Genomic DNA, 26,023 nt, shown 5'->3' with positions numbered 1-26,023 from the left:
CACAAGCACCGTCGCCGCGCACAGTCGCTCCTGTCCCGGTCCGCCGAAACCATCCAGTGTCAGTTGGCGTGCAAAGCGCTGCATGTCCCCACCCATGTCCCCGGCCGCACTATCGGCTCACGGCGGCGGGCACAACCCGGCTGATGTCAGGAACGGCCTCCCGCAGCTGTTGCTCGACCGTCCGCACCAGTGCGATCACCTCGGCCTCCTGCTCGAGGCCGGCACCGGTCAGCCGCACCGAGACGACACCGTCGGCGACCCCGACGACGGACGCGTCCCGTCCGACAAGCTGCAGATGCGGCCGGATGTACTGGATGGCGACGTTCGCCTTCTGCAACAGGGACGTCTCCACCCCGTCGGGCTGGACGGGGGGCACGAACGACGGACCACACAGGCAGCTGCTGCGGGTGTTCGGATTGTAGAAGGTGAAGCCGGACGACATCAGCGACTCAGTGTAGTCGATACGCATGCCGTCGAACTGTTCAGTCGCGTCGGCGGGGACGAACACCTCGAAATCCCCGACGGGGGTGACGACATCACCGGCCGCCGGCGCCGGCACGACCGTGAGCCGATAGCGGTGGCCGGCACAGTTGCCGGACGTGTCGACAACGATCCGCAGGCCTGACGCGGGGTCCGTCCCCGCCCGGTCGAGCAGCGCGCGCACCTTGTCCGCAGCCCGGTCGGTGAAACTGATCGCGATACTCACTGGTCCATCTCCCGATACGTCCAGGCGCGGTCAGGGGGCGAGGACGACTCGCTCGACCGCGGGCACCGATTCCTTCAACTGACGTTCGATGACGCCCGCAAGCGTGTCCAGCGCGGAGGAACACCCCCCGCAGGCGCCGGTCAGCCGCACCGACACGACACCACCGGTGACATCAACCACCGAGACGTCCCCGCCGTCACGCTGCAGGAACGGGCGGATCAACGCCATCGCATCCTCGACCTGCTGCCATAGGGCATCCTCATTCCCGTTCGGCTTCGGCGCCGAGAACGACGACCCGCATGAGCACGGGTCCGACGCGTTGGGGTTGGAGAAGACGAAACCCGATGATGTCAGCGACTCGACGTAGTCGATACGGACACCGTGGACGATCGACGCCGAGGCCGAGTCGACGAGCACGTCGAACCCATCCTGGCCGACGATGACATCCCCCTTCGCGGCGGCGGGCGCGAGCGCCAGGCTGTAGGTGTAGCCCGAACATCCACCGGGCTGCGCACCGACCCGCAGGCCGTAGCCGACGGTCGCATCGTCCCTGGCGAGCAGGGCACGCACCTGGTCGCCCGCGCGCTCGGTGAGAACGACCTGCAATTTACTGATCATGATCCTACCTTCGCTGCGAGATGACCGGTGATCGGCGCCCGCTGCGCGGTCGGCTCGCCCGGTCCGGTCAGGGGTTGCGACGGTTCCCCAGCGGCCAGCCGCGCTCCCTGCGCCGCGACAGCGGAGTCGATGAGGTCGTAACACTCGACGGCGTCGATCCCGGCCGCGGTCAGTGCCTCCCGTGGCCCATTTCCGATCTTGCTGCACAGCACGGCGGCACAGTCCGACAGCAGCCGGACGGTCTTGTCGAGCACCGAGGCGTCCTCGTCGCACTCGGATGGGCCCTCGCAGTAACGCGCGACGCTGCGGGTACCGACCAGGCGTGCCCAGTTCTCGCCTGCCTCGTAGACCCAGAACTCCTCGGCGTGGCCGAAATGCTGGTTGACCACGCCGCCCCCCTTGGTGGCGACCGCGACCAGGACGGTCCGCTCCGGCTTGGCGATGCCATCCGCGGAGATCCGCAACTCCTCGCGGGTGGCCTGGACGTCGGTGCGCCAGCGCTCGATCGCGGCGTGGGCCGCCTGGCGCCCGGCCAGATCGTAGGTGACCTCGCCGGTCAGGTAGGTCTCCGGGCCGAACTCCTCGCTGCGGTCCTCGCCCAGCAGCCCGACCGCGTCGGCCCGGCACTGGCGGCAGTGGCGCATCATGGTCATCTCAGCGCCGTCGTCGCCCGCGCAGCGGTCCTGCAGCGCCTGGAGCTCCTGCGGGGTTGGGCCGCGCTGCCCGGTCAGGCCGTAGTGGGTGCCGTGCTCGGGCGCGGACACCAGCGGCATCACGTTGTGCAGGAACGCACCCATGCCTTTGACCGTCCGGGAGACCTCGACCAGGTGCTCGTCGTTGACACCGGGGATCATGACCGAATTGACCTTGCAGAGAATCTTGCGTTCGGTCAGCGCCGCGAGCCCGGCCAACTGCCGGTCCGAAAGGATCTTCGATGCCTCCCGGCCGGTGTGCCGCTTGCCCCGGAACATCACCCACGGGTAGATCCGCGCCCCGATCTCAGGGTCGATCATGTTGATGGTGATCGTGACATGGTCGATGCCGAGCTGTTCGATGCGATCGACGTGGTCGACGAGGGTGAGCCCGTTGGTGGACACACACAGTTTGATGTCCGGACAGTCCCGGGCCACCAGTTCCATCGTGCGCAAGGTACGGCCGGCGTTCGCCAGCGGTTCACCGGGCCCGGCCACGCCGAGCACGCTCATCTGTTTGATCTCGCTGGCAACCCGCTTGACCTTGGCGAGCGCCTCCTCCGGAGACAGCAGCCGGCTGGTGACACCGGGCCGGCTCTCGTTGGAGCAGTCGTACTTGCGGTTGCAGTAGTTGCACTGGATGTTGCAGCCGGGCGCGACCGGGACGTGCATCCGGGCGTAGTACTGGTGCGCCTCCTGGCTGTAACAGGGATGGTTCGCAATCTTCTCGGCGATCTCCGGGTCGAGTCCGGTGGCACTGCGCCCGCAGCCCTTGGTCGACGCGCACCCGCCGGTGGGAGCCGCATCCTCGACGGCCGGCACGACGGCCCGCGGGGAGGGCAGCACCGGGAGCGGAATGGAGCCATCGATCATGCCGGTTCGCCTCCTTCGTGAGACGCCTCGTGACGGGTCCCATATCGGGTCTCGTGACCCGCCGCGACAGCCACCGGCTCCAGTTCCTTCTCCAGGCAACCCACGACCCGGCCGTTGGTGAACGCGACCGCGTAGACGATGTGCTCCTGCAGGTAGAGCCCGACGCCGCGAACGTGGCCGACCGATCCGGCGTCGACCAGCACGTCGCCGACGGCGATACCGGGTTCCGGGTAGGTCCCGTCGTTACGCAGCGCCTTGACGGCGCTCACCTCGTCACCGATGTCGAACGCGGCTCTCATCGCACACTCTCCGGTGACTCGACGGCTGACTCGACGGCTGACTCGACGGTGACGGCAGCCAGGGCGACGAACGCCTGGGGGGCGCGGTCGGCCAGGACCTTGAACAGACGGTGGTCCAGCGCCCCGGCGGTGGTGAACGCCTCATGGGCTTGGGCGAGCGCGGTTCGATAGGCGGCCATGCGGGCGTTCGGCAGGGCGACTTCGGCGTCGATCCGGGCCACCGCCGCGGCGAAGTGCCGCAGGATGTGCAGCCGGTTGACGGCAACGACCTGTGGGTCGTACGGGACGTCGAGGGTCTCGAAGTACTCCTCGGCGGTCTCGGCCCGGCGGAAGTCCGCCAACCGGTCGGTGTCCGGCGCCAGGGGCGGCACCGGCGGGCGGGCGCTCACCGGGCATCCACCTTTGCCAGCTCGTGTTCCAGTCGGTTGATCTCGACATAGGTGTTGTAGGTGGCGGTGGCCGTCTCCAGGATCTGTTCCCAGCCGACCGGCAGGTCCTCGGCCAGGTCGTGCAGGTCGAGCTTCAAGCGGGTGGCGAGGCTGTTGAGTTTCTTCAGCTTCGTCTGCAGGTGGGGGATTTCGTCAGGAGTCGTCACGGGTCACCTCCGGGTGGGCGCCGGCCAGGGCGGCGGCGGCGCATACCAGCGCCTCGCCACGCTCGGCCAGATGATCGATGGAGTCGAAGCCGAACCGATGGGCGTCACGCAGCACGTCGGAGATGACCACGAGCCGGCCGACGAACACGATGACCCGGCCGAAGCCCTCATGGCTGAGGTCCAACACGTAGCCGGTGACGTGACCGGTCGCCTTCTCGATACCGGCCGCGACCGCCTGGTAGTAGGTACGCAGTCGTCCCTCGGTCGCCGGATCGATGTCGCAGGTGATTCCGAGCTCGCGCCGCCGCGCCGCGGTGAGGACGAACGGACCGAGCAGCTTCTCGACACCGAGCCGGTCGAACTGCCCGTAGGTGTCGCCGGCCCGCAGCTGATCGACCAGGTCACGCAGGAACCCGCTGCCGGCGATCACACTCGGCGCACCTCCGGCGCCGACAGGGCCGACAGGGGCGCTCATCGGGGGTTCCACGTGGGTGCGAGACCCGGCGAGTGCTGGCGCAGAACCTTGCGCAGCCACGGTGGCGGATTCCCGGCAAGGACACCTTGCAACCGCTCGATCAGCTCGGCCACCCGGGTGTCCTGCGCGGTCTTCACCGGATGGACCTTGGCCTTCACCACCCGGGCGGCCGCGGACCCGCCGATCGCGCAGACGTGCAGGATCGAGCAGTCGGCCACCGCCGCCAGCCGACTTTCGATCTTGCTGTCCTCGTCGTCATCGGCGGGGGGCAGCGTGCGCGTCTCGACGAGCTCGGCCGCGGTCGCCGAGACCTCGTACACGTCGAACCGACGACACAGGCCGAAATGCTGGTCGACGGCGTTGCCGTCACTCGTGGCGAATGCGACTTTCAGCACGTCAACTCCTCATATCCTCAAAACGCGTACTGGACCGGGCCGCAGAATGCTCACGCCCCGGCCCGGTACGCCGGCCGGAGCGATGGTCAAGAAGGCAGTTGGCCGCGTCGACGAGCAACTGGAGACTGCCGCGGTAGCCCGCGGTGGCCCGCAGCTGCGCGCCGAGACGGTCGTAAACGGGAAAACCCAGCGCCAGGTGTGCCGCGCCGATACGGTCGGCCACGTCGCGGCCGTGACTGGACGCGACGACAAGCTCGGCCCCGGCGGCGGCGGCCCGCTCGGCGAGATCAAGGAAGTCACCGACGACGACCTCCTCCCATGGCGCCCGGCCGAGCACCGGGGCGTCGGTCGGTGACACCGCCGTGACGATCTCGGCACCGGCGTCGTAGAGAAGCGAACCCACCGCGACGAGCTGCTCGGGCTCACCGGCCAGCGCGATCCGCGCGCCGCCGAGCACGAAATGGCTGTCGAGCAGGCCGTCGGCGAGCCGACGCCGCCACCGTCGGACCGCCTCGGGCGCGGACGCGCCGCTGTGGTCCATGAGCATGCGCACGAGCCGGTCGACCATCTCCAATCCACTGAGATGATCATGAATGGTCAGGGCTGTGCCGGCACCGGAGCGGGCGGCCAGCGCCGTACCCGCGCTGGCGGCGGTCGCGCCGATCACCGTCACGGCGCCCGAAGCGGTAAGCCCGAGCAGGTCCGACCTGCTCGTGCCACCGGTGGTCAGCGGCGACCAGGCTTCGTCGAGATGGCCGTCCAGTGATCCGGACAGGTCCGGGACGAGCACGGGGTCGAGCCCGAACGCCCGTACCAGGCCGGCGATCTCATCGAGGTCGACGGCGGACAACGACGGGCCGACCAGCACCGCCACCTGCCGATGCCTGGTCGGTGCCGTCCCGACGGCCGGGACTGCACCGACCAGGGCCTCCAGCGCGGCCGACCAGCCATCCGACAGCCCGCCGCGGAAGTCCGGCGTGGACACCGGGATGACCAGTGGGTGCCCGGCAGCCGGAGCGGCGGACGCCGCCGGCCCGTACGGCGAGGTCCGCAGGACACCGAGCAGGTCCTCGCCGTTGACCTCGGTCATGCCGGTGGTCAACACCCCGATCACATCCGGGTGATTGCGCTCACTGATCGTGTCCAACGCGGCAATGACCGAATCGGACGCCCCGAGTACGGCGCTGACCTCGGTGACCGCCGTTGTCTGCAGCGGAATCGGCTCGCGGAAGTGCCGTGTCAGCAGAGCCTTGGCAAAGGCTGTGCAGCCCTGGGCACCGTGCAGCAGCGGTATCGAGCGGGCCAGGCCCAGGAAGACCAGAGCGCCGCCGAGGGGCTGGCTGTGCTTGAGCGGATCGAACGCCGCGCCGGTGGCGCCGGGCACCACGCGCGCCATCAGGAGGCTCCGTTCTCGGTGTTCTCGGTGTTCTCAGGGGTGGCGGGCCGGTCCCACGGGGCCGGCGCGCGAACCTGCTCCCAGACCGGGCTGGACAGCGCCAGATCGAGGCGACGGGCGAGCTCGACCATCCCGGCGTAGCCGGCGAAGGCGTGCTGGCGTTCCTGGTTGACGTCGAGGAACGGCAGCCTGCCCTTGAGCGCGGTGTACTGGTTACGCCCGCCCGCGATAAGGATGTCGGCCTGGCTCTCACGGACGATGCGCAGCAGCTCGGTCGGGTTCCCGTCTTTGATCACATGACCGTCCGGGCCGAGCAACGCTGTGATCTTGTCGACATCGTCGTCGGTGCTCTTCGTCGCTCCGGAGGCAACGACCTCCACCCCGAGGTCCTGCAGTGCCGAGACGAGTGACCAGCTCTTGACGCCGCCGGTGTAGAGCACCGCGCGGGCCCCGGCCAGACGCTCCCGGTAAGGGGCGAGCGCCGCCGCGACGCCGGCCTCCTGCGCGGCGATGAGCTCGTTCGCGCGCCAGGCGAGGTCGTCGTCACCGAGGAGGCCGGCGAACCCGCGCAGGGTGTCAGCCATCGCCCGCAGGCCGTAGAAGCTGCCTTCGAACCACGGGATGCCGTAGCGGTCTTCCAGCCCGCGGGCCAGCGACAGCAGTGCGCGCGAGCAGACGACCATCGTCGCCCGGGCCCGATGAGCCGCGGCGACCTCGGCGTAGCGGGCATCCCCGCTGATGCTCGCCAGCACCCGGATACCGAGTGTTGCCAGCACCGGGGTGACGTCCCACAACTCGCCGGCGATGTTGTACTCGCCGATCAGGTTCACATCGTAGGGGGTGGTGAACGCCGGTTCGACCGTGCCGATCACGTGTTCCAGCAGGGCCGCACCGGCGAGGCGGTTGCCGAAGTTCTTGCTGCCGGCGAATCCGGGCGCGTGCACCGGGATGATCGGCACCTCGGTCACGGTCGCCGCCGCCGCGCACACCGCGTCGATGTCGTCGCCGATCATCGCCGTGACGCAGGTGGAGTACACGAAGACCGCGGCTGGATGGTGGCGTCGGGCGGCCTCGACGACGGTGTCGTAGAGACGCTGTTCCCCGCCGAACACCACCTCCTGTTCACCGACGTCGGTGGCGAAGCCGCGCCGGTACAGTGTCGGACCGGAAGAGAGGCTGCCCCGACCGTCCCACGAGTTGCCGGCACATCCGATCGGCCCGTGCACCACGTGGGCGACATCGGCGATGGGCACCAACGTGATCATCGCACCGTCGAACGCACAGCCGCCGGCGGTACCGCCCGGCTTGGGTTTCGGGCATCCCGCCTTTCGCGTCGCGAGGTCCTTGGTGCGGTTGTGATCGCATGCCGGCTCGTCGAACAGCGGGACTGTCGCGAGCGTGCCGCGGGTCAGGGCAGCCATCTCCACCTCAGCGAATGACGTCGAAGCTGTGGTCTGGGGCGTTGCGGTCGAGCTCGTCGAGCACCGTGTTGACGAACTGGGCGAGCAGGGTGATCCCGCCCTCGTAGCCGACGATCGGGAACCGGTGCAGGTGGTGGCGGTCCGGGATGGGGAAGCCGACCCGCACCAGCGGCAGGTTCGCCTCCCGGGACAGGAACTTCAGATACGAGTTCCCGACCAGCAGGTCGACCGGCTCGGTGAACAGCAGCGACCGCAGGTGCCACTGGTCCTTGCCCGTCCAGACGGTGGCGTGGTGACCGTAGGGACTCGCGGCCAGGACGGCCTCGGCACGCTTCTTGAATGCCTCGTCACCATTGGTGGACACCACGTGCACCGGCACGACGCCGAGCTCCAGCAGGAACCCGAGCAGCCCCACGACGAGATCGGGGTCGCCCATGAGCGCCACGCGCTTGCCGTGCAGGTAGGCGTGCGAGTCGGTCATCGCGTCGACCAGCCGGCCGCGCTCGGCGGTGACGGCGGGGGGAACCGTGATCCCGGTAAGGGCGGCCACCTCGGTCACGAAGCGGTCGGTGTTGCCCACGCCGATCGGCAGCGGCACCGTGGCGGTCGCCTGCCCCCACTCGGTGTTCACCAGCTCCGCGGTCTTGCGGGTGGCGCTCTCCTGCAGGAACAGGGTCGCCTTGGCGTTGATCGCGTCGGCGGCGACCTTCAGCGGCGTACCACCCGGGTACAGCTCGTAGTCGCCGGTGGCCGGCGAGTCCAGTGCGTCGGTGTGGTCGCCGAGCAGGACGTGCTTGACGCCCAGCAGGGTGAGCAGCCGCTTGATCTCCCGCAGGTTCCCGGTGTAGGTCTCGAAGCCCGGCACCACGTTCAGCGTGCCGTTGGACTTCTTGGCCTTCTTTCCCTTGTTCAGGTAGGAAAGAATGCCCTTCATCATGTTGTCGTAGCCGGTGAGGTGGGAGCCGACAAAGCTCGGGGTGTGCGCGTACGGTACCGGGAAGTCCGCCGGGATGGCGCCCTTCTCCCGGGCCGTGCCGATGAAGTTCTGCAGGTCGTCGCCGATGACCTCGGCCATGCAGGTGGTGGAGACCGCGACCATGTCCGGCTTGTAGAGCGTGGTGGCGTTCTCCAGCGCCTCGATGAGGTTGTTGAGGCCACCGAAGACGGCCGCGTCCTCGGTCATCGACGACGACACCGCCGGGAACGGCTCCTTGAAATGCCGGGCGAAGTAGCTGCGGAAGTACGCCACGCAGCCCTGCGAACCGTGGACGAGCGGGAGCGTACCGGCGAACCCGATGGCCGCGAGCAGCGCGCCGAGCGGCTGGCATGCCTTGCCCGGGTCGATGGTGAGTGCCTCGCGGGCGAAGTTCTTCTCCCGATATTCCCAGGACCGGGTCCAGTCCGTGATCCGGGCGATCTCGGCGGGGTCGGCGGGCTCCTCGAACTCACGCTTGCGGTCGAACTGCTCCTGGAAGTGCGGGGCCTTGAACAGCTCGTTGTGGTCCAGCACACGAAGAGGTACGGGATTGTCTGGCATGCGAACGCCCTCTTATTTGTTCGATGGGAAGAAGAAACGGTCGGTGCTGCAGGCGGTGCTGCGGAGGGAACCAGCCGGCGGCCCGGGAGCCGATCAGAAAACGACTCCCGAGCCGTCCGGTTCACCAGTCCGGTGCCGTGCTATGCGGCCGTGGACCAAGGCGCCTGGAACAGCTTCCAGGTCGGGCTGTTGATGGCGATGTCCATGTCGCGGGCGAAGACCGCGAACCCGTCGACGCCGTGGTACGGACCGGAGTAGTCCCAGGAGTGCATCTGGCGGAAGGGGAGGCCCATCTTGTGGAAGACGTACTTCTCCTTCACCCCGGCACCCATCAGATCGGGCTTGAGCCGGCGGGCGAACTCCTCCAGCTCGTATGCGCTCGGGTCGTCGTAGATCACGACGCCCTCGCCGAGCTCGGGGTTGGTGCGGCTGTAGTCGTCCTTGTGGGCGAACTCGTAGCCGGTACCGATGATCTCCATGCCGAGATCCTCGTAGGCGCCGATGGTGTGCCGCGGGCGCAGGCCACCGACGAGCAGCATCACCCGCTTGCCCTCCAGCCGCGGCCGGTACTCGTTGCGTACCAGGTCGAACAGGGGCTGGTAGCTGGCGATCGCAGCCTCGGTCTTCTCCTTGATCGTGTCGTCGAAGAACGAAGCGATCTTCCGCATCGATTCAACGATCTTGGTTGGGCCGAAGAAGTTGAACTCGGTCCACGGAGTGCCGAAGCGCTCCTCCATCGTGGTGCAGATGTAGTTCATGGACCGGTAGCAGTGGATCAGGTTCAGCTTGGCGAGGTGGCTGGTGGACAGCTCGTTGAGCGTGCCGTCACCGGACCACTGGGCCACCACCCGCAGGCCCATGTCCTCCAGGATGCGGCGCGACGCCCAGGCGTCACCACCGATGTTGTAGTCACCGATCAGGGCGACGTCGTACGCGGTCTGCTTGGTGGTGTCCCGGGTGCCGAGCACGATGTCGCGGATCGCGTCGTTGGCGATGTGGTGACCCAGCGACTGGCTGACGCCGCGGAAGCCCTCGCACTTCACCGGAACGACCGGCATGTCCAGTTCCTTCGACGCCTCGCGAGCGACCGCGTCGATGTCGTCACCGATCAGGCCGATCGGGCACTCGGACTGAATGGAGATGCCCTTGGCCAGCGGGAACAGCTCGGCGATCTCCTTGCAGATCACGGCGAGCTTCTTGTCACCGCCGAACACGATGTCGCGTTCCTGGAAGTCGCTGGTGAACTGGAACGTGACGAAGTTGTCGACGCCGCGGGTACCGTGCGAGTAGTTACGCCGGGACGCCCAGGAGTACTGGCCGCAGCCGACCGGCCCGTGGCTGATGTGGACCATGTCCTTGATCGGCCCCCACACCACCCCCTTGGAACCTGCGTATGCGCAGCCGCGGACCGTCATCACGCCGGGGCGCGACTTGATGTTGGACTTGACCTCGCACTCCTTCGACCCCGTCGGGTCGTTGGGCTTGATGTGCTTGGCCCGGAACTTCGCGGCCTTCGCCGGATACCCGGTGAGGACGTCATCGATCATCGCCTGCGTGTCGAGCGGCGGGGTCACGGCTGGAGTCGCGGGAGGGGTCACAGGAGGAGTCACGACAGACCTTTCTGATGAGGAGGTACGCCCGGTCACGCGACCGCGGTGGCCTTCTGGCCGATGACTGACTCGTCCTCCTGCTCCATGATCCCGAAGTCGATCAGAAGCTCCTCGAGCTCGTCCATGGTGATCGGGGTCGGGATCGTCTTCATGTCGTTCTCTTCGATCTTGCGCGCGAGTTCCTTGTACTCGTTGGCCTGGTTGGACTCAGGCGCGTACTCCAGAACCGTCATGCGGCGCAGCTCGGCGTGCTGGACGATGTTGTCGCGGGGGACGAAGTGGATCATCTGGGTGTTCAGGCGCCGCGCGAGCTCCATGATGAGCTCGTCCTCGCGGTCGGTCTTACGGCTGTTGCAGATCAGCCCACCCAGGCGCACGCCACCGGAGTGCGCGTACTTGAGGATGCCTCGGGCGATGTTGTTCGCCGCGTACATCGCCATCATCTCACCGGAGGTCACGATGTAGATCTCCTGGGCCTTGCCCTGGCGGATCGGCATCGCGAAGCCACCGCACACGACGTCACCCAGGACGTCGTAGCAGACGAAGTCGAGGTCCTCGTAGGCGCCGTTCTCCTCGAGGAAGGTGATCGCGGTGATGACACCACGACCCGCGCACCCGACACCCGGCTCCGGACCGCCGGACTCGACGCAGCGGATGTTGAACTCGCCGGACAGCAGCACATCCTCGAGCTCGAGGTCCTCGACCGAGCCCCTCTCCGCGGCCAGGGCCAGAACCGAGGTCTGCGCCTTCGAGTGCAGGATCAGACGGGTCGAGTCCGCCTTCGGGTCGCAGCCAACGATCATGATGCGGTTGCCGCGGGTGGCCAGCGCCGCCATCGTGTTCTGCTGAGTGGTGGACTTACCAATACCACCCTTGCCGTAAAAGGCGATCTGCCTCATCGGTGTGTGCTCCTTCACCGCACGCCCGAGCGTGCGTCACTGTGGGAAAGCCGGAGTTGGTTCAGGTAGCCGTGCTGGTACAGGCAGCCGTGCTGGTTCAGACAGCGGTACTGGTGCAGACAGCCGAAACCTGGAACTGCTCGTAGAGATCGCGGACCTCGTCCGAGCGCAGCGGCCGCTTGAGCATGCAGACCTGCGATCGCAGACCCTCCAGAACAGGTCCGAGAACGCTTTCGTCCGCATCGATTCCGTGCTTGCGCAGGGCGTACCGCAGTGACGCCCGCCCCGCGTGCTTGCCCACGACCAGGCGGCGGTGCGCACCGACCTCCGCGGGGTCGAAGGGTTCGTAGATGCTGGGCGCTTTGAGCACGCCATCCACGTGGATGCCGGACTCGTGGATGAACGCGGACTCACCGACGATGGCCTTCCCGCATGGCACCGGACGGCGTGCCGCGCGCGAGACCAGGCCGGCCAGCGCCCGGAAGGACGTGGTGTCAAGGTCGACCCTGGTTCCCAACAGGTGGCGAAGCGCCATCGCCACCTCTTCCAGCGGCGCGTTGCCGGCACGTTCGCCGAGCCCCGCGACGGTGGTGCTGACAAACCCGAAGCCGGCCCGAACCGCCGCGAGAGTGTTGGCGGTGGCGAGTCCGAAGTCGTCATGGGCGTGGATCTCCCAGTTGGCGGGCACCGCGCCCACCAGCCGAGACATCCGGGCACAGGCGCTGAAGGGCTCGAGGACTCCGACGGTGTCGGCCCATCGCAGGCGGTCGACACCATCGCGGACCAGTTCGTCGGCGAGCTCGATAACGAAGCTGTCGTCCGCCCGTGAGGCGTCCTCGAACCCGACCCCGACGACAAGCCCCCGATCGAGGGCGTCGGCGACGCAGTCGCGGATCTGGCTGCGCGCCCACGCCCGGTCCCGACCGAGCTTGTGTGCCAGATGCAGGTCGGACACGGGAATGCTGAGGTGCACCCGGCCGACGCCGGAGGCGACCGCCGCGTCGATGTCGGACCGCAAGGCACGACACCAGGCGACGATCTCCGCTCGCAGCCCGGCGCCGGCGATGCGAGCCAGCACCTCGCGCTCGGCCGGACCCATGGCCGGCACGCCCGCCTCGATCTGCGCCACCCCCGCCCGGTCGAGCGCGGTGGCGATGGCCAGCTTCTCCTCCGCCGTGAAGGCAACTCCCGGGGCCTGCTCACCGTCACGCAAGGTGGTGTCACAGAACCCGATCACGATGTCGTGCCCCACAGTTGCCCTCCGTCGGTTGAAAAGGAAGGTGGCGAGATGTGCCCGCCTGCGATCGGCTGTTGCGACCGGTGGCGACTTCCGCGGGCCTCGCCGTTGAAGCGCCGCGATTAGGAATGTCGTCCACTGTTGTTTCGTGCTCTTTAAGCGCCGTATCTTCCCAGTAACGTTTCGGCCGCATCCGCGATTCTGGGACGAATAGCTGAAGGAGCTCGGGCCGGGTGTCCGAAAGACCCTGGGACCAACGGTGCGAACGGCTGGCGCCGAATGGTGCGCCGCCGGCCGACACCCTGCCCACGGTGCAATACGACAGGTTGTCTCCCGCTCATTGTTTTACGACCGGAAGCCGTGCCCAAATACGACTGACCGCCGCTGGTGGGACGAACGTACCTGTACTTTCCGACCAACGGCCCGAGCCATTGTTCACACGTCCTTGGCATCCATGACCGAATGCCGGAACCGCGGAAGACGGTGATGAGAACAACAAAGGCGTCCCCCGGCCGCGGGCGTTGTGACGACGCCGACGACCGGGGAACGCCAGGGATCAATGTGCGCTGTCGAGCGGGGAAAGTGCGGGATCAGACCATGCCGGTGGATCAGTAGATCAGCCGATCGTCCAGGTGTTGCCCGTGTGCAACAGTTCGGACAGCAGCTCGTCGGGAGTCGCGTTCGCGGTACCCGACCGTGCCGAGGTATTCTGTTCGGCCACCATGGCGTCATAGGTGGGCCGACCCACCCGACGGAAAACCCCGATCGGGGTGTTGCTCAGGTCGGAGTCGGACAACCGGGACAGAGTGAAGGCGTAGGCCGGGCCCTCCACTGTCTCGTCATGGACGATGATCTCGCTGCGGGGGACGTGGGCGGTGTCCGCGACCTCAAGCCCGAAGCCGCGCGGCTCGCGCACCACACACTTCTCCCCCGAGCCACCGAACGTGATCGGCTTACCGTGCTCAAGGCGGACCAGCACCGAGTCGCGACTGGCCGGGTCCTTCAGCACGTCGAAGGCACCGTCGTTGAAGATGGCGCAGTTCTGGTAGATCTCGATGAACGCGCTGCCCTCGTGCGCGGCGGCGGCACGCAGCACCGACTGCAGATGCTTGCGGTCGGAGTCGACGGTGCGGGCCACGAACGACGCCTCCGCGCCGAGCGCCAGCGCGATCGGGTTGAACGGGGTGTCGCGGGAGCCGACCGGCGTCGACTTGGTGACCTTGCCGAATTCCGACGTGGGCGAGCACTGACCCTTGGTCAACCCGTAGATACGGTTGTTGAACAGCAGAATCTTGATGTTGACGTTGCGGCGCAGCGCGTGGATGAGATGGTTGCCACCGATCGACAGGGCGTCACCGTCACCGGTGACCACCCACACCGACAGGTCCGGCCGGCTGACCGCCAGACCCGTCGCGATCGCCGGCGCCCGACCGTGGATCGAGTGCATGCCGTAGGTGTTGAGGTAGTACGGGAAACGCGACGAACAGCCGATCCCGGAGACGAACGTGACGTTCTCGCGCGGAATACCCAGTTCCGGCATGAACGACTGGATCGCCGACAGGATCGCGAAGTCACCGCAGCCCGGGCACCAGCGGACCTCCTGATCCGACCGGAAGTCCTTGGCGGTGAGCTTGACGGGCACTTCAGTCATTACGCACGACCTCCTCGAGGACCGTCTCCAGCTCGGCCGAGGTGAACGGCTGGCCGTTGACCTTGTTGTAGGACACGGCGTCGACCAGGTAACGCTCACGCACCACGTGGGCGAGCTGGCCGAGGTTCATCTCCGGGATGACGACGCGGTCGTAGCTGGCAAGTACCGCGCCGACGTTCTTCGGCATCGGGGAGATGTGACGCAGGTGTGCCTGGGCGATGGCCACCCCGCCTTCCCGCAGCGCGCGGCAGGCCGCGCCGATCGGCCCGTAGGTGGAACCCCAGCCGAGCACCAGCACCCGGGCCTCACCGGAGGGGTCCTCGACCTCCAGGTCGGGCACGTCGATCGCCTCGACGCGGGCGGCGCGCAGCCGCATCATCAGGTCGTGGTCGGCCGGCACATAGGACACCGCACCGGTACGGTCGGCCTTCTCCAACCCGCCGACGCGGTGTTCCAGACCCGGTGTGCCCGGCACCGCCCAGGGACGCGCGAGCGTGTGCGGGTCGTGCAGGTACGGCAGGAACGTCCCGTCGGGCCCGTTGGGTTCGGTCGCGAACTCCACCCGCAGGTCGGGCAGGTCGGCCGGGTCCGGCAGCAGCCACGGTTCGGAACCGTTGGCCAGGTATCCGTCGGAGAGCAGGATGACCGGCATCCGGTAGGTCAGCGCGATCCGCGCCGCCTCCAGCGCCGCGTCGAAGCAGTCCGCCGGGGAGCGGGCCGCGATCACCGCGAGCGGTGCCTCCCCGTGCCGGCCGAACAGGGCGATGTTCAGGTCGGACTGCTCGGTCTTGGTCGGCAGACCGGTCGACGGGCCGGCCCGCTGCACGTCCACGACCACCAGCGGAAGCTCCAGCATCACCGCGAGGCCGAGGGTCTCGGTCTTGAGCGCCAGCCCCGGGCCGGAGGTCGAGGTGACACCGAGCGCGCCGCCGTAGGAGGCACCGAGCGCCGAACCGACCGCCGCGATCTCGTCCTCGGCCTGGAAGGTGGTCACGCCGTAACGCTTGTATCCCGACAGGTCGTGCAGGATCTCCGATGCCGGGGTGATCGGGTAGGCACCGAGGAAGACCGGCAGTTGGGCGCGCAGACCAGCCGCGACAAGGCCGTAGGCGAGCGCCGAGTTGCCGTTGACGCTGCGGTAGGTGCCGGGTACCAGCTTCGCGGGCTTGACCTCGTAGCGGACGGCGAAGTCCTCGGTGGTCTCACCGTAGTTCCAACCGGCCTGGAACGCGGCCACGTTCGCGGCGGCCAGCTGCGGCTTCTTGGCGAACTTCTGCTTGAGGAACTCGACCGTACCTTCGGTGGGCCGGCTGTACATCCACGACAGCAACCCGAGCGCGAACATGTTCTTCGCCCGCTCGGCGTCCTTCTTGGAGACGTCGATGTCGGCGAGCGCGGCGACGGTCGCGGTGGTCAGCGGCACCCGGTGCACCGTGTACCCGTCGAGCGAGTCGTTCTCCAGCGGATTGCTCGTGTAACCGACCTTCTCAAGGTTACGCGTGGTGAACTCATCCGTGTTGACAATGATCTCCGCATTCGGCGGCAGATCGGCGAGATTGGCGCGCAGCGCAGCCGGGTTCATCGCCACCAGGACGTCCGGGGAGTCACCGGGGGTGAGGACGTCATGGGCCGCGAAATGCACCTGGAAACTGGACACGCCGTGCAACGAGCCCGATGGGGCGCGGATCTCGGCGGGGTAGTTGGGCAGGGTCGACAGGTCGTTTCCCAGGATGGCGGTCTCGGAGGCGAAACGGTCGCCGGTGAGCTGCATTCCGTCGCCGGAGTCACCGGCGAACCGGATTGCCACCCGGTCCAGATGCTGAATCTGCTTGGCCACGTACGTGGACCTCCTCAATGACCGACGGTCGGCGAGGGTGCGTACCCACTGTTCTACAGTGGGTAGAGCGGGCCATGCGGCTCGCCCGTCCTTCTTATACGGAGGCATTGATTCAGCGGTGTTTCGCGGTGTCAAATCGCCATCTCATAAAGGGGGCGGTGCACGTCACGCTGAATTCGACAACAGCACCGTCACATATATCCTCGGACGTGCGGGAAAAGCGTCCACAATTGCGCGGACAACACCATTGGCGGGACTTTGGGGAAGCAACGACGGAAAGACGTTTCCCGCCGCGGGGGACCACCGTCCCGTCCTGTCACCGACGAAGGTCGCGCTCCCCCGGCAACCGGCCCACCGCCAGCCCCGGCGTGTGAGGACGCCCGATACCGCGGCCTGCGGGTGCGGGTGCGGGTTCACCGGGTGAGGCTTGCGAAGATGTCGTCGAGGAGCGGCTGCCCGGGTGCCCGGCCGTGTTCGACGTACCACTCACGGCCAAGTGCCCACCGGAACACCGGACGGGGAAGCCGAAGGAGCACCGTGAGCAGGCGCAGCCCCGAGTCGGTGCTTGCCTGGCTGGCGTGCGCGGCCAGAGCCGCCCGCTTCGCCCGCGTATGGCGACGCACGTCGACCCGGTGGGTCAACGCCTCGCGCGCGGTGTAGAGGTCCGCGACGCGCACGGGGTCGAAGCTCGCCGGGACACGAGGTAACCGCGAGACGATTCGCAGCATCCGTTGCAACGCCCCGCGGTCCAGCGTCGCCTCCAGAACGACACCGGTACCGGCGATCGTGGCGGCACGGACCCCGACGTGGTGCACCTGCACGTGATCGGGATGACCGTATCCACCGGCGGGGTCATAGATGGTGAGCACGTCGGCCCGCTCCTCGCGCAGGATCTCGGCCAGGCGTGCCGCTGCCTCCTCGACATCGGCCTCGGCAAACGCCGAGTCCGCCCCCGAGGGCGCGTCGGCCGTCCCGGAATCCTCGTAGCCCAACCACGCGACCCGGGCGCAGCCGAGTACCCGGGCTGAGCGCTCCAGCTCGGCCTTGCGCTGGTCGGCCAACGGGCCGCGGGCGAGCACGTCGCGCGACGCCGGGCCGGCTCCGCCGGTGGTGGCGACCACGAGCACCACCCGATGACCCTCCGCGGCTGCCCGCGCCAGGGTTCCGCCGGTGAGCAGCGCTTCGTCGTCCGGGTGGGCGTGGAAGGAGACCAGTGTGTACGGCACCGTCCTATTAGAGCGCCGACGCAAAAAGATCATAGCGCCGCCGTCGGCCAGGTCTGCACGCCGGATGCCGCCTGCCCGCATGCGCCTGTCAGCTGTGCCCGCCGACACCGGCTTGCGCCGGCACGTCGGCACCGGGGGGTACGGGCGTGTGGCGTATCTCCTCGCTCTGGTCCGCGGGTTCAACCGAGACCCTGGGTAGCACCCGGTCGAGCCGGGCCGGCAGCCACCAGTTCGCCCTACCGCACAGGTGCATCAGCGCGGGCACCAGCACGGTCCGGATGACGAACGCGTCGATCACGACCGCGAGCGCGAGGCCCAGACCGAACATCTTGATCACACGATCGTCCCCGAGCATGAAGGAGCCGAACACCAACGCCATGATCGCTCCAGCCGCACTGATCACACGGCCGGTCTCGGCCTGGCCCAGCGAGACGGCGATCCGGTTGTCCCGGCGCACGAGCCACTCCTCGTGCATCCGACTAACCAGGAACACCTCGTAGTCCATGCTCAGTCCGAAGAGGATCGCAAAGATCATCACCGGTAGGAACGGCTCGATCGGCCCGGACTGGATATCGAACAGGTCGGACAGCCATCCCCACTGGAAAATCGCAACGAGGACCCCGAAGGACGCGGCGACCGCGAGCAGGTTCATCACCGACGCCATCAGCGGAATGACGAAGCTGCGGAACACCACGACCAGCAGCAGGAAGGCGAGGCCGATGACCACGGCGACGAACAGAAGCAGCTTGTCCGCGAGCACATTCGCGAAGTCATCGAAGATCGCCGTTACGCCGCCTACGTGGACGACCAGCGAACTGCCCCGGGCCGACTCCGGTATGATCTTGTTCCGCAGCCGGTCGAGCAGCTTGGAGGTCGCAGCGTCCTGCGGGCTGGTGGTCGGGTAGAGCGTCACCGTCGCGGCGCGTCCGTTGGGACTTTCCCGCGGCTCTGACACCGACGCCACTCCGGGTGTGTCGTGCAACGTTGCGACCAGCCTCGACAGGGCACCGCGGTCCGCCGGGGAGCCAATCTCGGCGGCGAGCACGAACGGACCGTTGAATCCGGCGCCGAACCCTTCCGCGAGCAGGTCATACCCCCGTCTGGACGTCTTGGACTCCGGTCCGTTGCCCTGATCGGAGGACCCGAGCCGCAGGGAGAAGAAGGGCACGGCCACGGCCACGATCAGTCCAGTGGCGATCACGGCCGAAAGGGCGGGACGCCGCTCGATCCGGCGGGCCCAGTTCCACCAGAAGCCGGTGGGCACCTCGGGTTCCCCACCAGCGGTCGCAAGCCTCGCCCGCTCCTTCCTGCTGAGCAGCTTCATCCCGAAAAAGCCGAACAGCGCGGGCAGCAGGGTGACAGCGGTGGCCATGGTCAGAGCCACCGTGAGCGCCGCGCCCACGGCGACCCCGACCAGGAAGTCCACCCGCAGCGCGAGCATCCCGAGCAGGGCGATGCACACGGTGACACCCGCGAACATGACCGCGCGACCGGAAGTGTTGACGGCAGTGACGGCCGCATCCAGCGGGCTCCTGCCGGCCCGCAGCGCAGTCCGGTGCCGGTTGACGATGAACAGGGCGTAGTCGATGCCGACACCCAGTCCGATCAACGTGGCCAGGGTCGGCCCGAATTCGGCGATGTTCATCGCATGGGAGAGCAGTCCGATGAGCGAAAGTCCGACTCCCAGCGCGATGATCGCGGTGAGCAGCGGCAGACTCATGGCCAGTAGCGTGCCGAAGGCAATAAACAGGATCACCGCGGCGGCGGCGATACCCACCAGCTCGCTGGTACTGCCGAGCTCCTGTTCTGCGACGCTGATCGGGTTGCCGGACAGCTCCACCTGCAGGGCACCGCTGTCCGCGGCCCGAGCCGTGTCGACGATCGCGACGATGTCGTCCCTGGGGATCTCGTTCGCCTGTCTGTCGAGCGCCACAGTCGCGAAGGCGGTCCGGCCGTCCTCACTGAACCGACCGACCGTTTCGGGGCCGTAGGGGCTGGTGATCTCCACGACATGGGGCAGCCGCGCGACAGAAACGAGCATCCGGGAGGCGGTGGCCTGCACCTGCGGATCCCGCAGTGTCCCGGAACGGGCATGCAGGACGATCGACGCGCTGTCCCCCGACGCCGCGGGGAATTCACGGGCGAGGAGATTGATCGCCTCCTGCGAGCCGGTCCCCGGAAGTGAGAAGACGTTCTTGTAGTCGGTACCTGTGGCGGCGCCGGTCGCGCCGACACCGAGCACAGCCGCAAGCCACAGCAGCAGGACAAGGCGGCGGTGCTGGAAGCTCCAGCGGGCCAGTATTGTCACAGGTTCCCCTCTTGGCACGACAGGCGAAGACAATGATCAACTGGTGGAACACTCGAGGGTCCGCGAAACGGCCTGTGTGGGCCTGACCGCCGGAAGGATCATCTTGAGCACATACTCAACACTTGTAGACTCAATGACCGTAGAAGGACGTACGGAGGTCAGTCAACGTGCGTGGAGTAACACGTTCTGTGATATCAGACACGCCGCCCATCGGGCGGGCTGAACGTCGCGCCCGCACGAGAGCCGCGATCCTCACCGCAGCCCGCACAGTGTTCGGCGACTGCGGCTATCAGGGCACGACGATCCGGGCTATCGCCAGCCGAGCGGGCGTGGATCCAGCCCTGGTCATGCAGCACTTCGGATCGAAGGAGGCGCTCTTCGTCTCCGCCGCCGAGATCGAACTGGGCATCGACGACGCCCTACCCGGGCCGATTGACGATCTGGGTGAACGCCTGCTCGGTACGCTGTTGGAGCGGCTTGAGTCCGCCCCGGAGGCGACCGTGTCCATGCTGCGGTCGATGCTCACCCACGACCAGGCCGCCGAGGCGGTGCGGGCCGCAATGATCGACAAGGGAGCCAGCCCGCTCGCCGACATAATCATCGGCGACGACGCCGAGGTGAGATCCGGACTCGTCGCCAGCATGATAATCGGCCTGATAATCACGCGCTACCTCCTGAAGATCCCTGCGGTCGCGGAGGTACCTGCCGAGCGCCTGACCCACCTGTTCGGGCCCTGCCTGCAGAAACTGATCACACCAGCGGGCCCAGGAACCGCGCCGGGGAACCACGAGACACGGCCTGAGAGCGACCGGCAACAGGGGTCTCGGATCAACGAGCGGGGAGCCAGGTAGAGGAATCCAAGGCGGAAGTGCTTCCCCATCTCGAACTCGGGGATGCCGTCGCGCAGCAGATCGCAGATACGATCGACCCGCTCGTACACGACCACTTTGTGGCCGGCGCGGGTGAGGCGTCAGGCCGCAGCGCCGGGCCACCGCAACGCTCGGCATGGGCAAGCCTGCCCGCGCTTGCCTGGTCGCGGCTTGTTACGATAACGGGTGTGAGTTCCGCCAACCGTGCCAGGAAAAAGTCCGGTCGCACTCTGACGAAGAGCCGTAACCGGAGCGCACCGTCGCCGTACGGGCCGATACTCGACGACGCAGCTGAGCTTCATGGCCAGGAGTCGGTGCTCATCGCCGAAGCGTGGGCGTCAGCGCTGCTGGGGCAGATCTGGGTTGCCGGCTGGGCCGGCTACGCAGCCGACGACGCCCACGACCCGAACGACTTCCTGCAGAACGAGGTCGAAGCGTTGATCCGCCATATGGCGGGCCAGCCCACACCCGCCGGGCTTGCGGTTCTGCGCGCGCTGGCGCTGGTGGGTGAGGACTGGACGCGCGAGCTGGCCACCGATGCCGCGCGTGGGCTGGCCAGGCGCGGTGTCCCGGAACCGGCGTGGGGCGCACATACCGACGTCGCCGAACCGGCCGAACTGACCGACGTCCTGTCGATGACCGACATGTTCGGCGATGTCGAAGTGATCACACTCGGCTTCCGGCGAGCCGACACCGAACACGCAGTCGTGGTGTTCGTCGACCACGCCTCTCTCGCGGGCATCTTTAAGATCATGATTGGCGAATTGGCGGCCGACGGCATCAGCGGACTGGTCGAGACCTTCGGCGCGCAGGGATCCCTTGCCGCGCCGGTCCCGCTGGAGGCAGCGCAGGTAAAAACCCTGCTCGATGACGCCCTCGACAGGATGCTCGATCACGGGCCACCGGACGTGGAATACCAGCGGGACGCACCGGCTGCGGAGAAGGCCGGCAGCGACGATGACAGCGGCACGGACGACGAGGACGAGGGTGACGCGGCCCGCAGCTGGGCATTGCTGCGAGCACGGCTCGACCTACTACCCGACGACCTACTACCCGACGACCTACTCGCTGACGATCTGCTCGCCGACGCCGACGAGTTCGATATCGACCTGATCGACGACGAGGCAGACCGAGCGGAAGCGGAGCGGGTCGCCGCGGAGTTCCTCGCATCCGACCACGCCCAGGCGCTGCCCGATCGCGAGGCGGCCCGGATCTGGGCACGGATGGCGGCCGACTGGGCTCTCGACCTGGGACGACCAGCGCAACGCTACGGCCCTCTTTCGCTGGGTTACTTTCTCATCACCGAAGTGAGCCAGCACATCGCGCTCGGGGCCGACGACCTCGCACTGTTGCCAGCCGTCATCCGGGCCTGGGCACACTTCACCGCCGACGCTCGCGAGCTGGGCTCCGCCGCGCACCAGCAGTGGGACGAGCAGCTGCCGGAGATACTGGACGAGTTCGCGGCCTCCTACCGGGAACCCGATGCGGCCGACCACCGCGCCACCTGCGCGGATGTCATCGACTTCCGTCTGTACGAGACCGAGACCAGTTCCGAAGCCGTGTTCGACAGACTGTACGCGGCGGCCCCCGCCTTTTTGCGCAGGCAACTCGACGACGCCGGGCTGGCCGTGCAGCCACCCACGATCCCCGCCGCCACCGTTGAATCGACGGGAACCGTCCATCAGATCAAAGTCCTGCTACGCGGGTCGAAACCGCCGATCTGGCGTCGGCTTGAGATTTCCTCGACGAGCACGCTGGCGGATCTGCACAACGTGATCCAGGCCGCGTTCGACTGGGACGACGACCATCTGTGGATGTTCACGACCGCGTACGGAAAGTTCGGCTGCTCCCCCGACCTGGGCGATCGGGATCCGGATGAGACGACCATCGCCCAGATCGCCGGGGAAGGCGTCAAATTCCGCTACCTCTTCGACTTCGGCGACGATCTGGACCACGACGTCATTGTCGAAAAGGTCGTTCCCGTCACGGCGGGCGCCGCCTATCCCCAGTGCATCGGCGGACGCCAGCCCGATCCCGTCCAGTACTACTTCGACGAGGACGGCGAAGGCCGTACTGACGCGCTCTTCGACACCGACGTCATCAACACCCGCCTCGCACGACTACAAAAATAGCCGATAACCGCCCACCAGCCGTACGGTAGGTCATTGCGGTCACGGGAACGACAGTTTCCACCTACCGCCGGCGGCCAAGAAACTGCATGGTAGGTCATTGCGGTCACGGGAACGACAGTTTCCACCTACCGCCGGCGGCCGTCATCCCCGGGGGATCCCCCGCAACACCGCCCAAGCCCTCAGCGTCGTTCCCGGCGCATCCGCCGGACGATCACGGTGAGGTCGACCACCGCCGTCAACGCAATCACACCGAGCAGGACGGCCGGGACCGGCTGGTCGGAAACGGCGTAGTACACACAGGCACCCGCACAGAACAGCAGCCCGAACAGGGCGAGAGCCAGACGCAGACCCAATGCGCTGCGGGCGGGCGGGAATCCACCCGGGCCACCGTCCACTGCACCATCGCCCATGTGTTCACGCGCCCCTGTGTTTCCGCCTCCCTGAGCCGGGGTCAGATGAGTTCGCGGTCGCCGAGATAGGGCCGCAGCACCTTGGGGACGCGGACCCGGTGGTCGGCGGTCTGGAAGTTCTCCAGAATGGCCGCCAGGAGCCGGGGCGTCGCCACCGCCGTGTTGTTCAGCGTGTGAGCGAACCGGACCCGTCCGTCGGCGTCCTTGTAGCGGATGTTCGCCCGCCGGGCCTGCCAGTCGTGCAGGGTCGAGCAGCTGTGGGTCTCCCGGAAGCGCTCCAGCGACGGGAACCACGTGTTGATGTCGTTCATCCGGAACTTACCCAGGCCCATGTCGCCGGTGGCACATTCCACCACCTCGTAGGCCAGGTCCAGGGCCTGCAGGACGTGCTCGGCGGTGTCGAGGAGTTCGGCGTGCCAGCGGGCCGACTCCGCCTCGTCGGCCGCGCAGATCACGAACTGTTCGACCTTCTCGAACTGGTGCACGCGCAGCAGCCCACGGACGTCGCGTCCGGCGCTGCCGACCTCCCGGCGAAAGCACGGCGAGATCCCGGCGTAACGCAACGGCAGGTCACGCAGGGACAGCATCTCCCCTGCGTGCAGGCCAACCAGCGCGACCTCGGCGGTGCCGGCGAGGTAGAGATCGTCCCCGGGTAGCTGGTAGATCTCCTCGCCGTGCCCCGGCAGGAAGCCGGTACCGACCAGCGCCTCGCGCTTGACCAGCGACGGCACCGACAGCAGCCGGAAGTCCCTGCCCGCCAGCAGGTCCAGCGCGTAGGAGTGCACGGCCCGCTCCAACAGCACGAGGTCACCTGCGAGCGCGTACGCCCGCTCCCCCGAGGAGTTACGGGCCCGTTCGAACTCCGCCCAGCCACGCTTCTCGGCCAGTTCGACATGGTCGACCGGGGTGAAGTCGAACACCGGGGGATCGCCCCAGACCCGGATGACGGTGTTCGCCGCCTCATCGGGCCCGACCGGTGCCCCGCTCCACGGGATGTTCGGTGTCGCCAGCAGCAGGTCCGCCAGCCGGGCGCCGGCGTCCTCAAGCTCCGCACGGGTCCGGCGTAGCTGCTCGTCCAGGGCGCCCGAGCGTTCCCGCAGCCGCTCGCGCTCGGCCGCGTCCGCGGCCTTGAAGCCACCGGCGAGCTCCCGACGCTCACGCTGGGCGGTGTCCAGCGCGTGCTGCAGCGCCCGTACGGACTGGTCGAGGCCCAAGATGGCGTCGACGTCGAGGTCAACCCCTTTAACGCGGGCGGCATCCCGCACGGCGTCGGGATTCTCCCGGATGAACCGTCTGTCCAGCATCTGGCCTCGTCGCCCTCCAGCGGGATCCCTGCACGTCGCTGAAAAGCCTACCGCCCGCCAACCCGACCACGGACGATCATCGACGGGTCGGGGTGATCGGTGCAGGGAGATCGGTGGTGCCACGCAGGTAACGGTCCACCGCCGCGGCGGCGGCCCGACCCTCCGCGATCGCCCACACGATCAGGGACTGACCCCGGCCGATGTCCCCGGCGACGAACACCTTCGCGACGGAACTCGCCCAGCCGGCGTCCCGGGCGACATTGCCACGGGCGTCGAACGCGACACCGAGCTGGTCGAGCAGACCGGGTCGTTCCGGCCCGACGAAACCCATCGCCAGCAACACGAGGTCGCACGCCAGCTCCACCTCGCTGCCCGGCACCGGCTCGAAGCGGCCGTCGACCATGGCGACCTCGTGCATGCGCAAGGCGCGAACCCGACCGCCGTCATCACCGAGAAAGCACTCGGTGGAGACGGCGAAAACCCGCTCGCCGCCTTCCTCGTGCGCGCTGGACACCCGGTAGACGACCGGCCAGGTCGGCCACGGGTTCGCCTCCGGTCGCAGGTGCGGCGGTCGCGGCATGATCTCCAGTTGGTGCACGGACACCGCCCCCTGGCGGTGGGCAGTACCCAGACAGTCCGCGCCGGTGTCACCGCCACCGATGATGACCACCCGTTTGCCCGCCGCGTTGATCGGCGGTTCGGTGAGGTCGCCCTGCTGGACCCGGTTCGCGGGAACCAGGTACTCCATCGCGAGGTGGACGCCGGCCAGCTCGCGGCCGGGCACGTTGAGATCCCGCCCGACCGTCGACCCACCGGCGAGCACGATCGCGTCATAGGACGCGCGTAGCTCGTCCGCGGTGATGTCCACACCCACGTTGCACGAGGACATGAACACCGTCCCCTCGGCTCGCATCTGCGCGAGCCGACGGTCCAGCACCTGCTTTTCCATCTTGAACTCGGGGATGCCGTAGCGCAGCAACCCACCGATGCGGTCGGCCCGCTCGTACACGACGACGTTGTGGCCGGCCCGGGTGAGCTGCTGAGCCGCGGCGAGCCCCGCCGGGCCCGAGCCGACCACGGCGACCCGCTGCTCGGTGCGCGCGGACGGCAGGACCGGCCGGACCGTACCATCGGCCCAGGCCCGACCGATGATCGACACCTCGACCTGCTTGATGGCCACCGGATCATCGGAGATTCCCAGCACACACGCTGTCTCGCACGGCGCCGGGCACAGCCGCCCGGTGAACTCCGGGAAGTTGTTGGTGGCGTGCAGCCGTTCGATCGCCTCGCCCCAGTCGGCCCGTCGTACCAGGTCGTTCCACTCCGGGATGATGTTCCCCAGCGGGCAGCCGTTATGGCAGAAGGGGATGCCGCAGTCCATGCACCGGGTTGCCTGCTGACGCAGGGATTCGACCGGGAACGGTTCGTAGACCTCGTTCCAGTCGGTGATCCGCACGTCGACGGGCCGGCGTGTCGGCAACTCCCGGCGATGCTTGAGGAAGCCGGTCGGGTCAGCCATGCCGCTCCTGTCGA

Annotated in this window: 22 protein-coding genes and 1 pseudogene; 2 read left to right on the top strand and 21 right to left on the bottom strand. The window is 67.7% G+C overall.

Features of this window, described 5'->3' with window-relative positions; genetic code table 11:
• Positions 1-109: 109 nt before the first annotated feature.
• From U9978_RS07235 to U9978_RS07150, 18 genes and pseudogenes are all read right to left on the bottom strand, one after another.
• Positions 110-706, bottom strand: coding sequence for an iron-sulfur cluster assembly accessory protein (locus tag U9978_RS07235; protein WP_322760274.1), 597 nt, complete (start codon positions 704-706; stop codon positions 110-112).
• 30 nt (positions 707-736) lie between these two features.
• Positions 737-1,324, bottom strand: a complete 588-nt coding sequence (locus tag U9978_RS07230) for an iron-sulfur cluster assembly accessory protein (RefSeq protein ID WP_322760273.1) — start codon at positions 1,322-1,324, stop codon at positions 737-739.
• Positions 1,321-2,889: a nitrogenase cofactor biosynthesis protein NifB gene (gene nifB, locus U9978_RS07225; protein ID WP_322760272.1), complete on the bottom strand. Its 1,569-nt coding sequence runs from the start codon at positions 2,887-2,889 to the stop codon at positions 1,321-1,323. The genes U9978_RS07230 and nifB overlap by 4 nt, the downstream gene beginning before the upstream one ends.
• Complete coding sequence (locus tag U9978_RS07220; protein ID WP_322760271.1) at positions 2,886-3,188, bottom strand: nitrogen fixation protein NifZ; 303 nt, start codon at positions 3,186-3,188, stop codon at positions 2,886-2,888. The genes nifB and U9978_RS07220 overlap by 4 nt, the downstream gene beginning before the upstream one ends.
• Positions 3,163-3,550: pseudogene (nifW, locus tag U9978_RS07215) on the bottom strand (nitrogenase-stabilizing/protective protein NifW). Before nifW ends, U9978_RS07220 begins: the two are co-directional and overlap by 26 nt.
• A gap of 23 nt (positions 3,551-3,573) precedes the next feature.
• Positions 3,574-3,783: a CCE_0567 family metalloprotein gene (locus U9978_RS07210; RefSeq protein ID WP_322760270.1), complete on the bottom strand. Its 210-nt coding sequence runs from the start codon at positions 3,781-3,783 to the stop codon at positions 3,574-3,576.
• The gene (locus U9978_RS07205) at positions 3,770-4,258 is read right to left on the bottom strand and encodes a NifX-associated nitrogen fixation protein (protein ID WP_322760269.1); all 489 of its coding nucleotides are present in this window, start codon (positions 4,256-4,258) and stop codon (positions 3,770-3,772) included. The genes U9978_RS07210 and U9978_RS07205 overlap by 14 nt, the downstream gene beginning before the upstream one ends.
• Complete coding sequence (gene nifX, locus U9978_RS07200) at positions 4,255-4,653, bottom strand: nitrogen fixation protein NifX (protein WP_322760268.1); 399 nt, start codon at positions 4,651-4,653, stop codon at positions 4,255-4,257. Before nifX ends, U9978_RS07205 begins: the two co-directional genes overlap by 4 nt.
• 1 nt (position 4,654) lies before the next feature.
• Positions 4,655-6,049: a nitrogenase iron-molybdenum cofactor biosynthesis protein NifN gene (gene nifN, locus U9978_RS07195; RefSeq protein ID WP_322760267.1), complete on the bottom strand. Its 1,395-nt coding sequence runs from the start codon at positions 6,047-6,049 to the stop codon at positions 4,655-4,657.
• A complete protein-coding gene (nifE, locus tag U9978_RS07190; RefSeq protein WP_322760266.1) occupies positions 6,049-7,470 on the bottom strand; it encodes a nitrogenase iron-molybdenum cofactor biosynthesis protein NifE in 1,422 nt (473 codons plus the stop codon). Before nifE ends, nifN begins: the two co-directional genes overlap by 1 nt.
• Before the next feature lie 7 nt (positions 7,471-7,477).
• A complete protein-coding gene (gene nifK, locus U9978_RS07185) occupies positions 7,478-9,007 on the bottom strand; it encodes a nitrogenase molybdenum-iron protein subunit beta (RefSeq protein ID WP_322760265.1) in 1,530 nt (509 codons plus the stop codon).
• A 140-nt stretch (positions 9,008-9,147) separates the two neighbouring features.
• Positions 9,148-10,554 carry a nitrogenase molybdenum-iron protein alpha chain gene (nifD, locus tag U9978_RS07180; protein ID WP_322760281.1) on the bottom strand — a complete coding sequence of 469 codons (1,407 nt, stop codon included), beginning with the start codon at positions 10,552-10,554 and terminating at the stop codon, positions 9,148-9,150.
• A 95-nt stretch (positions 10,555-10,649) separates the two neighbouring features.
• Positions 10,650-11,516, bottom strand: coding sequence for a nitrogenase iron protein (nifH, locus tag U9978_RS07175; protein ID WP_322760264.1), 867 nt, complete (start codon positions 11,514-11,516; stop codon positions 10,650-10,652).
• A gap of 97 nt (positions 11,517-11,613) precedes the next feature.
• Positions 11,614-12,768, bottom strand: a complete 1,155-nt coding sequence (gene nifV / locus U9978_RS07170) for a homocitrate synthase (protein ID WP_322760263.1) — start codon at positions 12,766-12,768, stop codon at positions 11,614-11,616.
• Positions 12,769-13,369: 601 nt separating this feature from the next.
• Positions 13,370-14,404, bottom strand: coding sequence for a 2-oxoacid:ferredoxin oxidoreductase subunit beta (locus U9978_RS07165; RefSeq protein ID WP_322760262.1), 1,035 nt, complete (start codon positions 14,402-14,404; stop codon positions 13,370-13,372).
• The gene (locus tag U9978_RS07160) at positions 14,397-16,175 is read right to left on the bottom strand and encodes a 2-oxoacid:acceptor oxidoreductase subunit alpha (RefSeq protein WP_416210878.1); all 1,779 of its coding nucleotides are present in this window, start codon (positions 16,173-16,175) and stop codon (positions 14,397-14,399) included. Before U9978_RS07160 ends, U9978_RS07165 begins: the two co-directional genes overlap by 8 nt.
• 479 nt (positions 16,176-16,654) lie before the next feature.
• Positions 16,655-17,548: a PIG-L family deacetylase gene (locus U9978_RS07155; protein ID WP_322760260.1), complete on the bottom strand. Its 894-nt coding sequence runs from the start codon at positions 17,546-17,548 to the stop codon at positions 16,655-16,657.
• A gap of 7 nt (positions 17,549-17,555) precedes the next feature.
• Positions 17,556-19,775, bottom strand: coding sequence for an MMPL family transporter (locus U9978_RS07150; protein WP_322760259.1), 2,220 nt, complete (start codon positions 19,773-19,775; stop codon positions 17,556-17,558).
• A gap of 188 nt (positions 19,776-19,963) precedes the next feature.
• Here U9978_RS07150 and U9978_RS07145 point away from each other — a divergent pair, with 188 nt between their 5' ends.
• Both U9978_RS07145 and U9978_RS07140 read left to right on the top strand, forming a co-directional pair.
• The gene (locus tag U9978_RS07145) at positions 19,964-20,626 is read left to right on the top strand and encodes a TetR family transcriptional regulator (protein WP_322760258.1); all 663 of its coding nucleotides are present in this window, start codon (positions 19,964-19,966) and stop codon (positions 20,624-20,626) included.
• A 467-nt stretch (positions 20,627-21,093) separates the two neighbouring features.
• On the top strand, positions 21,094-22,776 hold the full coding sequence (locus U9978_RS07140) for a plasmid pRiA4b ORF-3 family protein (protein WP_416210877.1): 1,683 nt from the start codon (positions 21,094-21,096) through the stop codon (positions 22,774-22,776).
• A gap of 179 nt (positions 22,777-22,955) precedes the next feature.
• On the opposite strand, the gene U9978_RS07135 is transcribed toward U9978_RS07140, so the two are convergent.
• The 3 genes from U9978_RS07135 to U9978_RS07125 form a co-directional block, all read right to left on the bottom strand.
• The gene (locus tag U9978_RS07135; RefSeq protein ID WP_322760256.1) at positions 22,956-23,186 is read right to left on the bottom strand and encodes a DUF6343 family protein; all 231 of its coding nucleotides are present in this window, start codon (positions 23,184-23,186) and stop codon (positions 22,956-22,958) included.
• Between the two features lie 41 nt (positions 23,187-23,227).
• Complete coding sequence (gene serS, locus U9978_RS07130; RefSeq protein WP_322760255.1) at positions 23,228-24,490, bottom strand: serine--tRNA ligase; 1,263 nt, start codon at positions 24,488-24,490, stop codon at positions 23,228-23,230.
• 76 nt (positions 24,491-24,566) lie between these two features.
• Positions 24,567-26,009 carry a glutamate synthase subunit beta gene (locus tag U9978_RS07125; protein ID WP_322760254.1) on the bottom strand — a complete coding sequence of 481 codons (1,443 nt, stop codon included), beginning with the start codon at positions 26,007-26,009 and terminating at the stop codon, positions 24,567-24,569.
• Between the last annotated feature and the right edge of the window lie 14 nt (positions 26,010-26,023).

The sequence above is a fragment of the Protofrankia sp. Cr2 genome, assembly GCF_963555885.1.
Lineage (GTDB): Bacteria > Actinomycetota > Actinomycetes > Frankiales > Frankiaceae > Protofrankia.
Note: the sequence above shows the minus strand (reverse complement) of the source record. Positions and strands in the feature narration are given on the sequence as shown.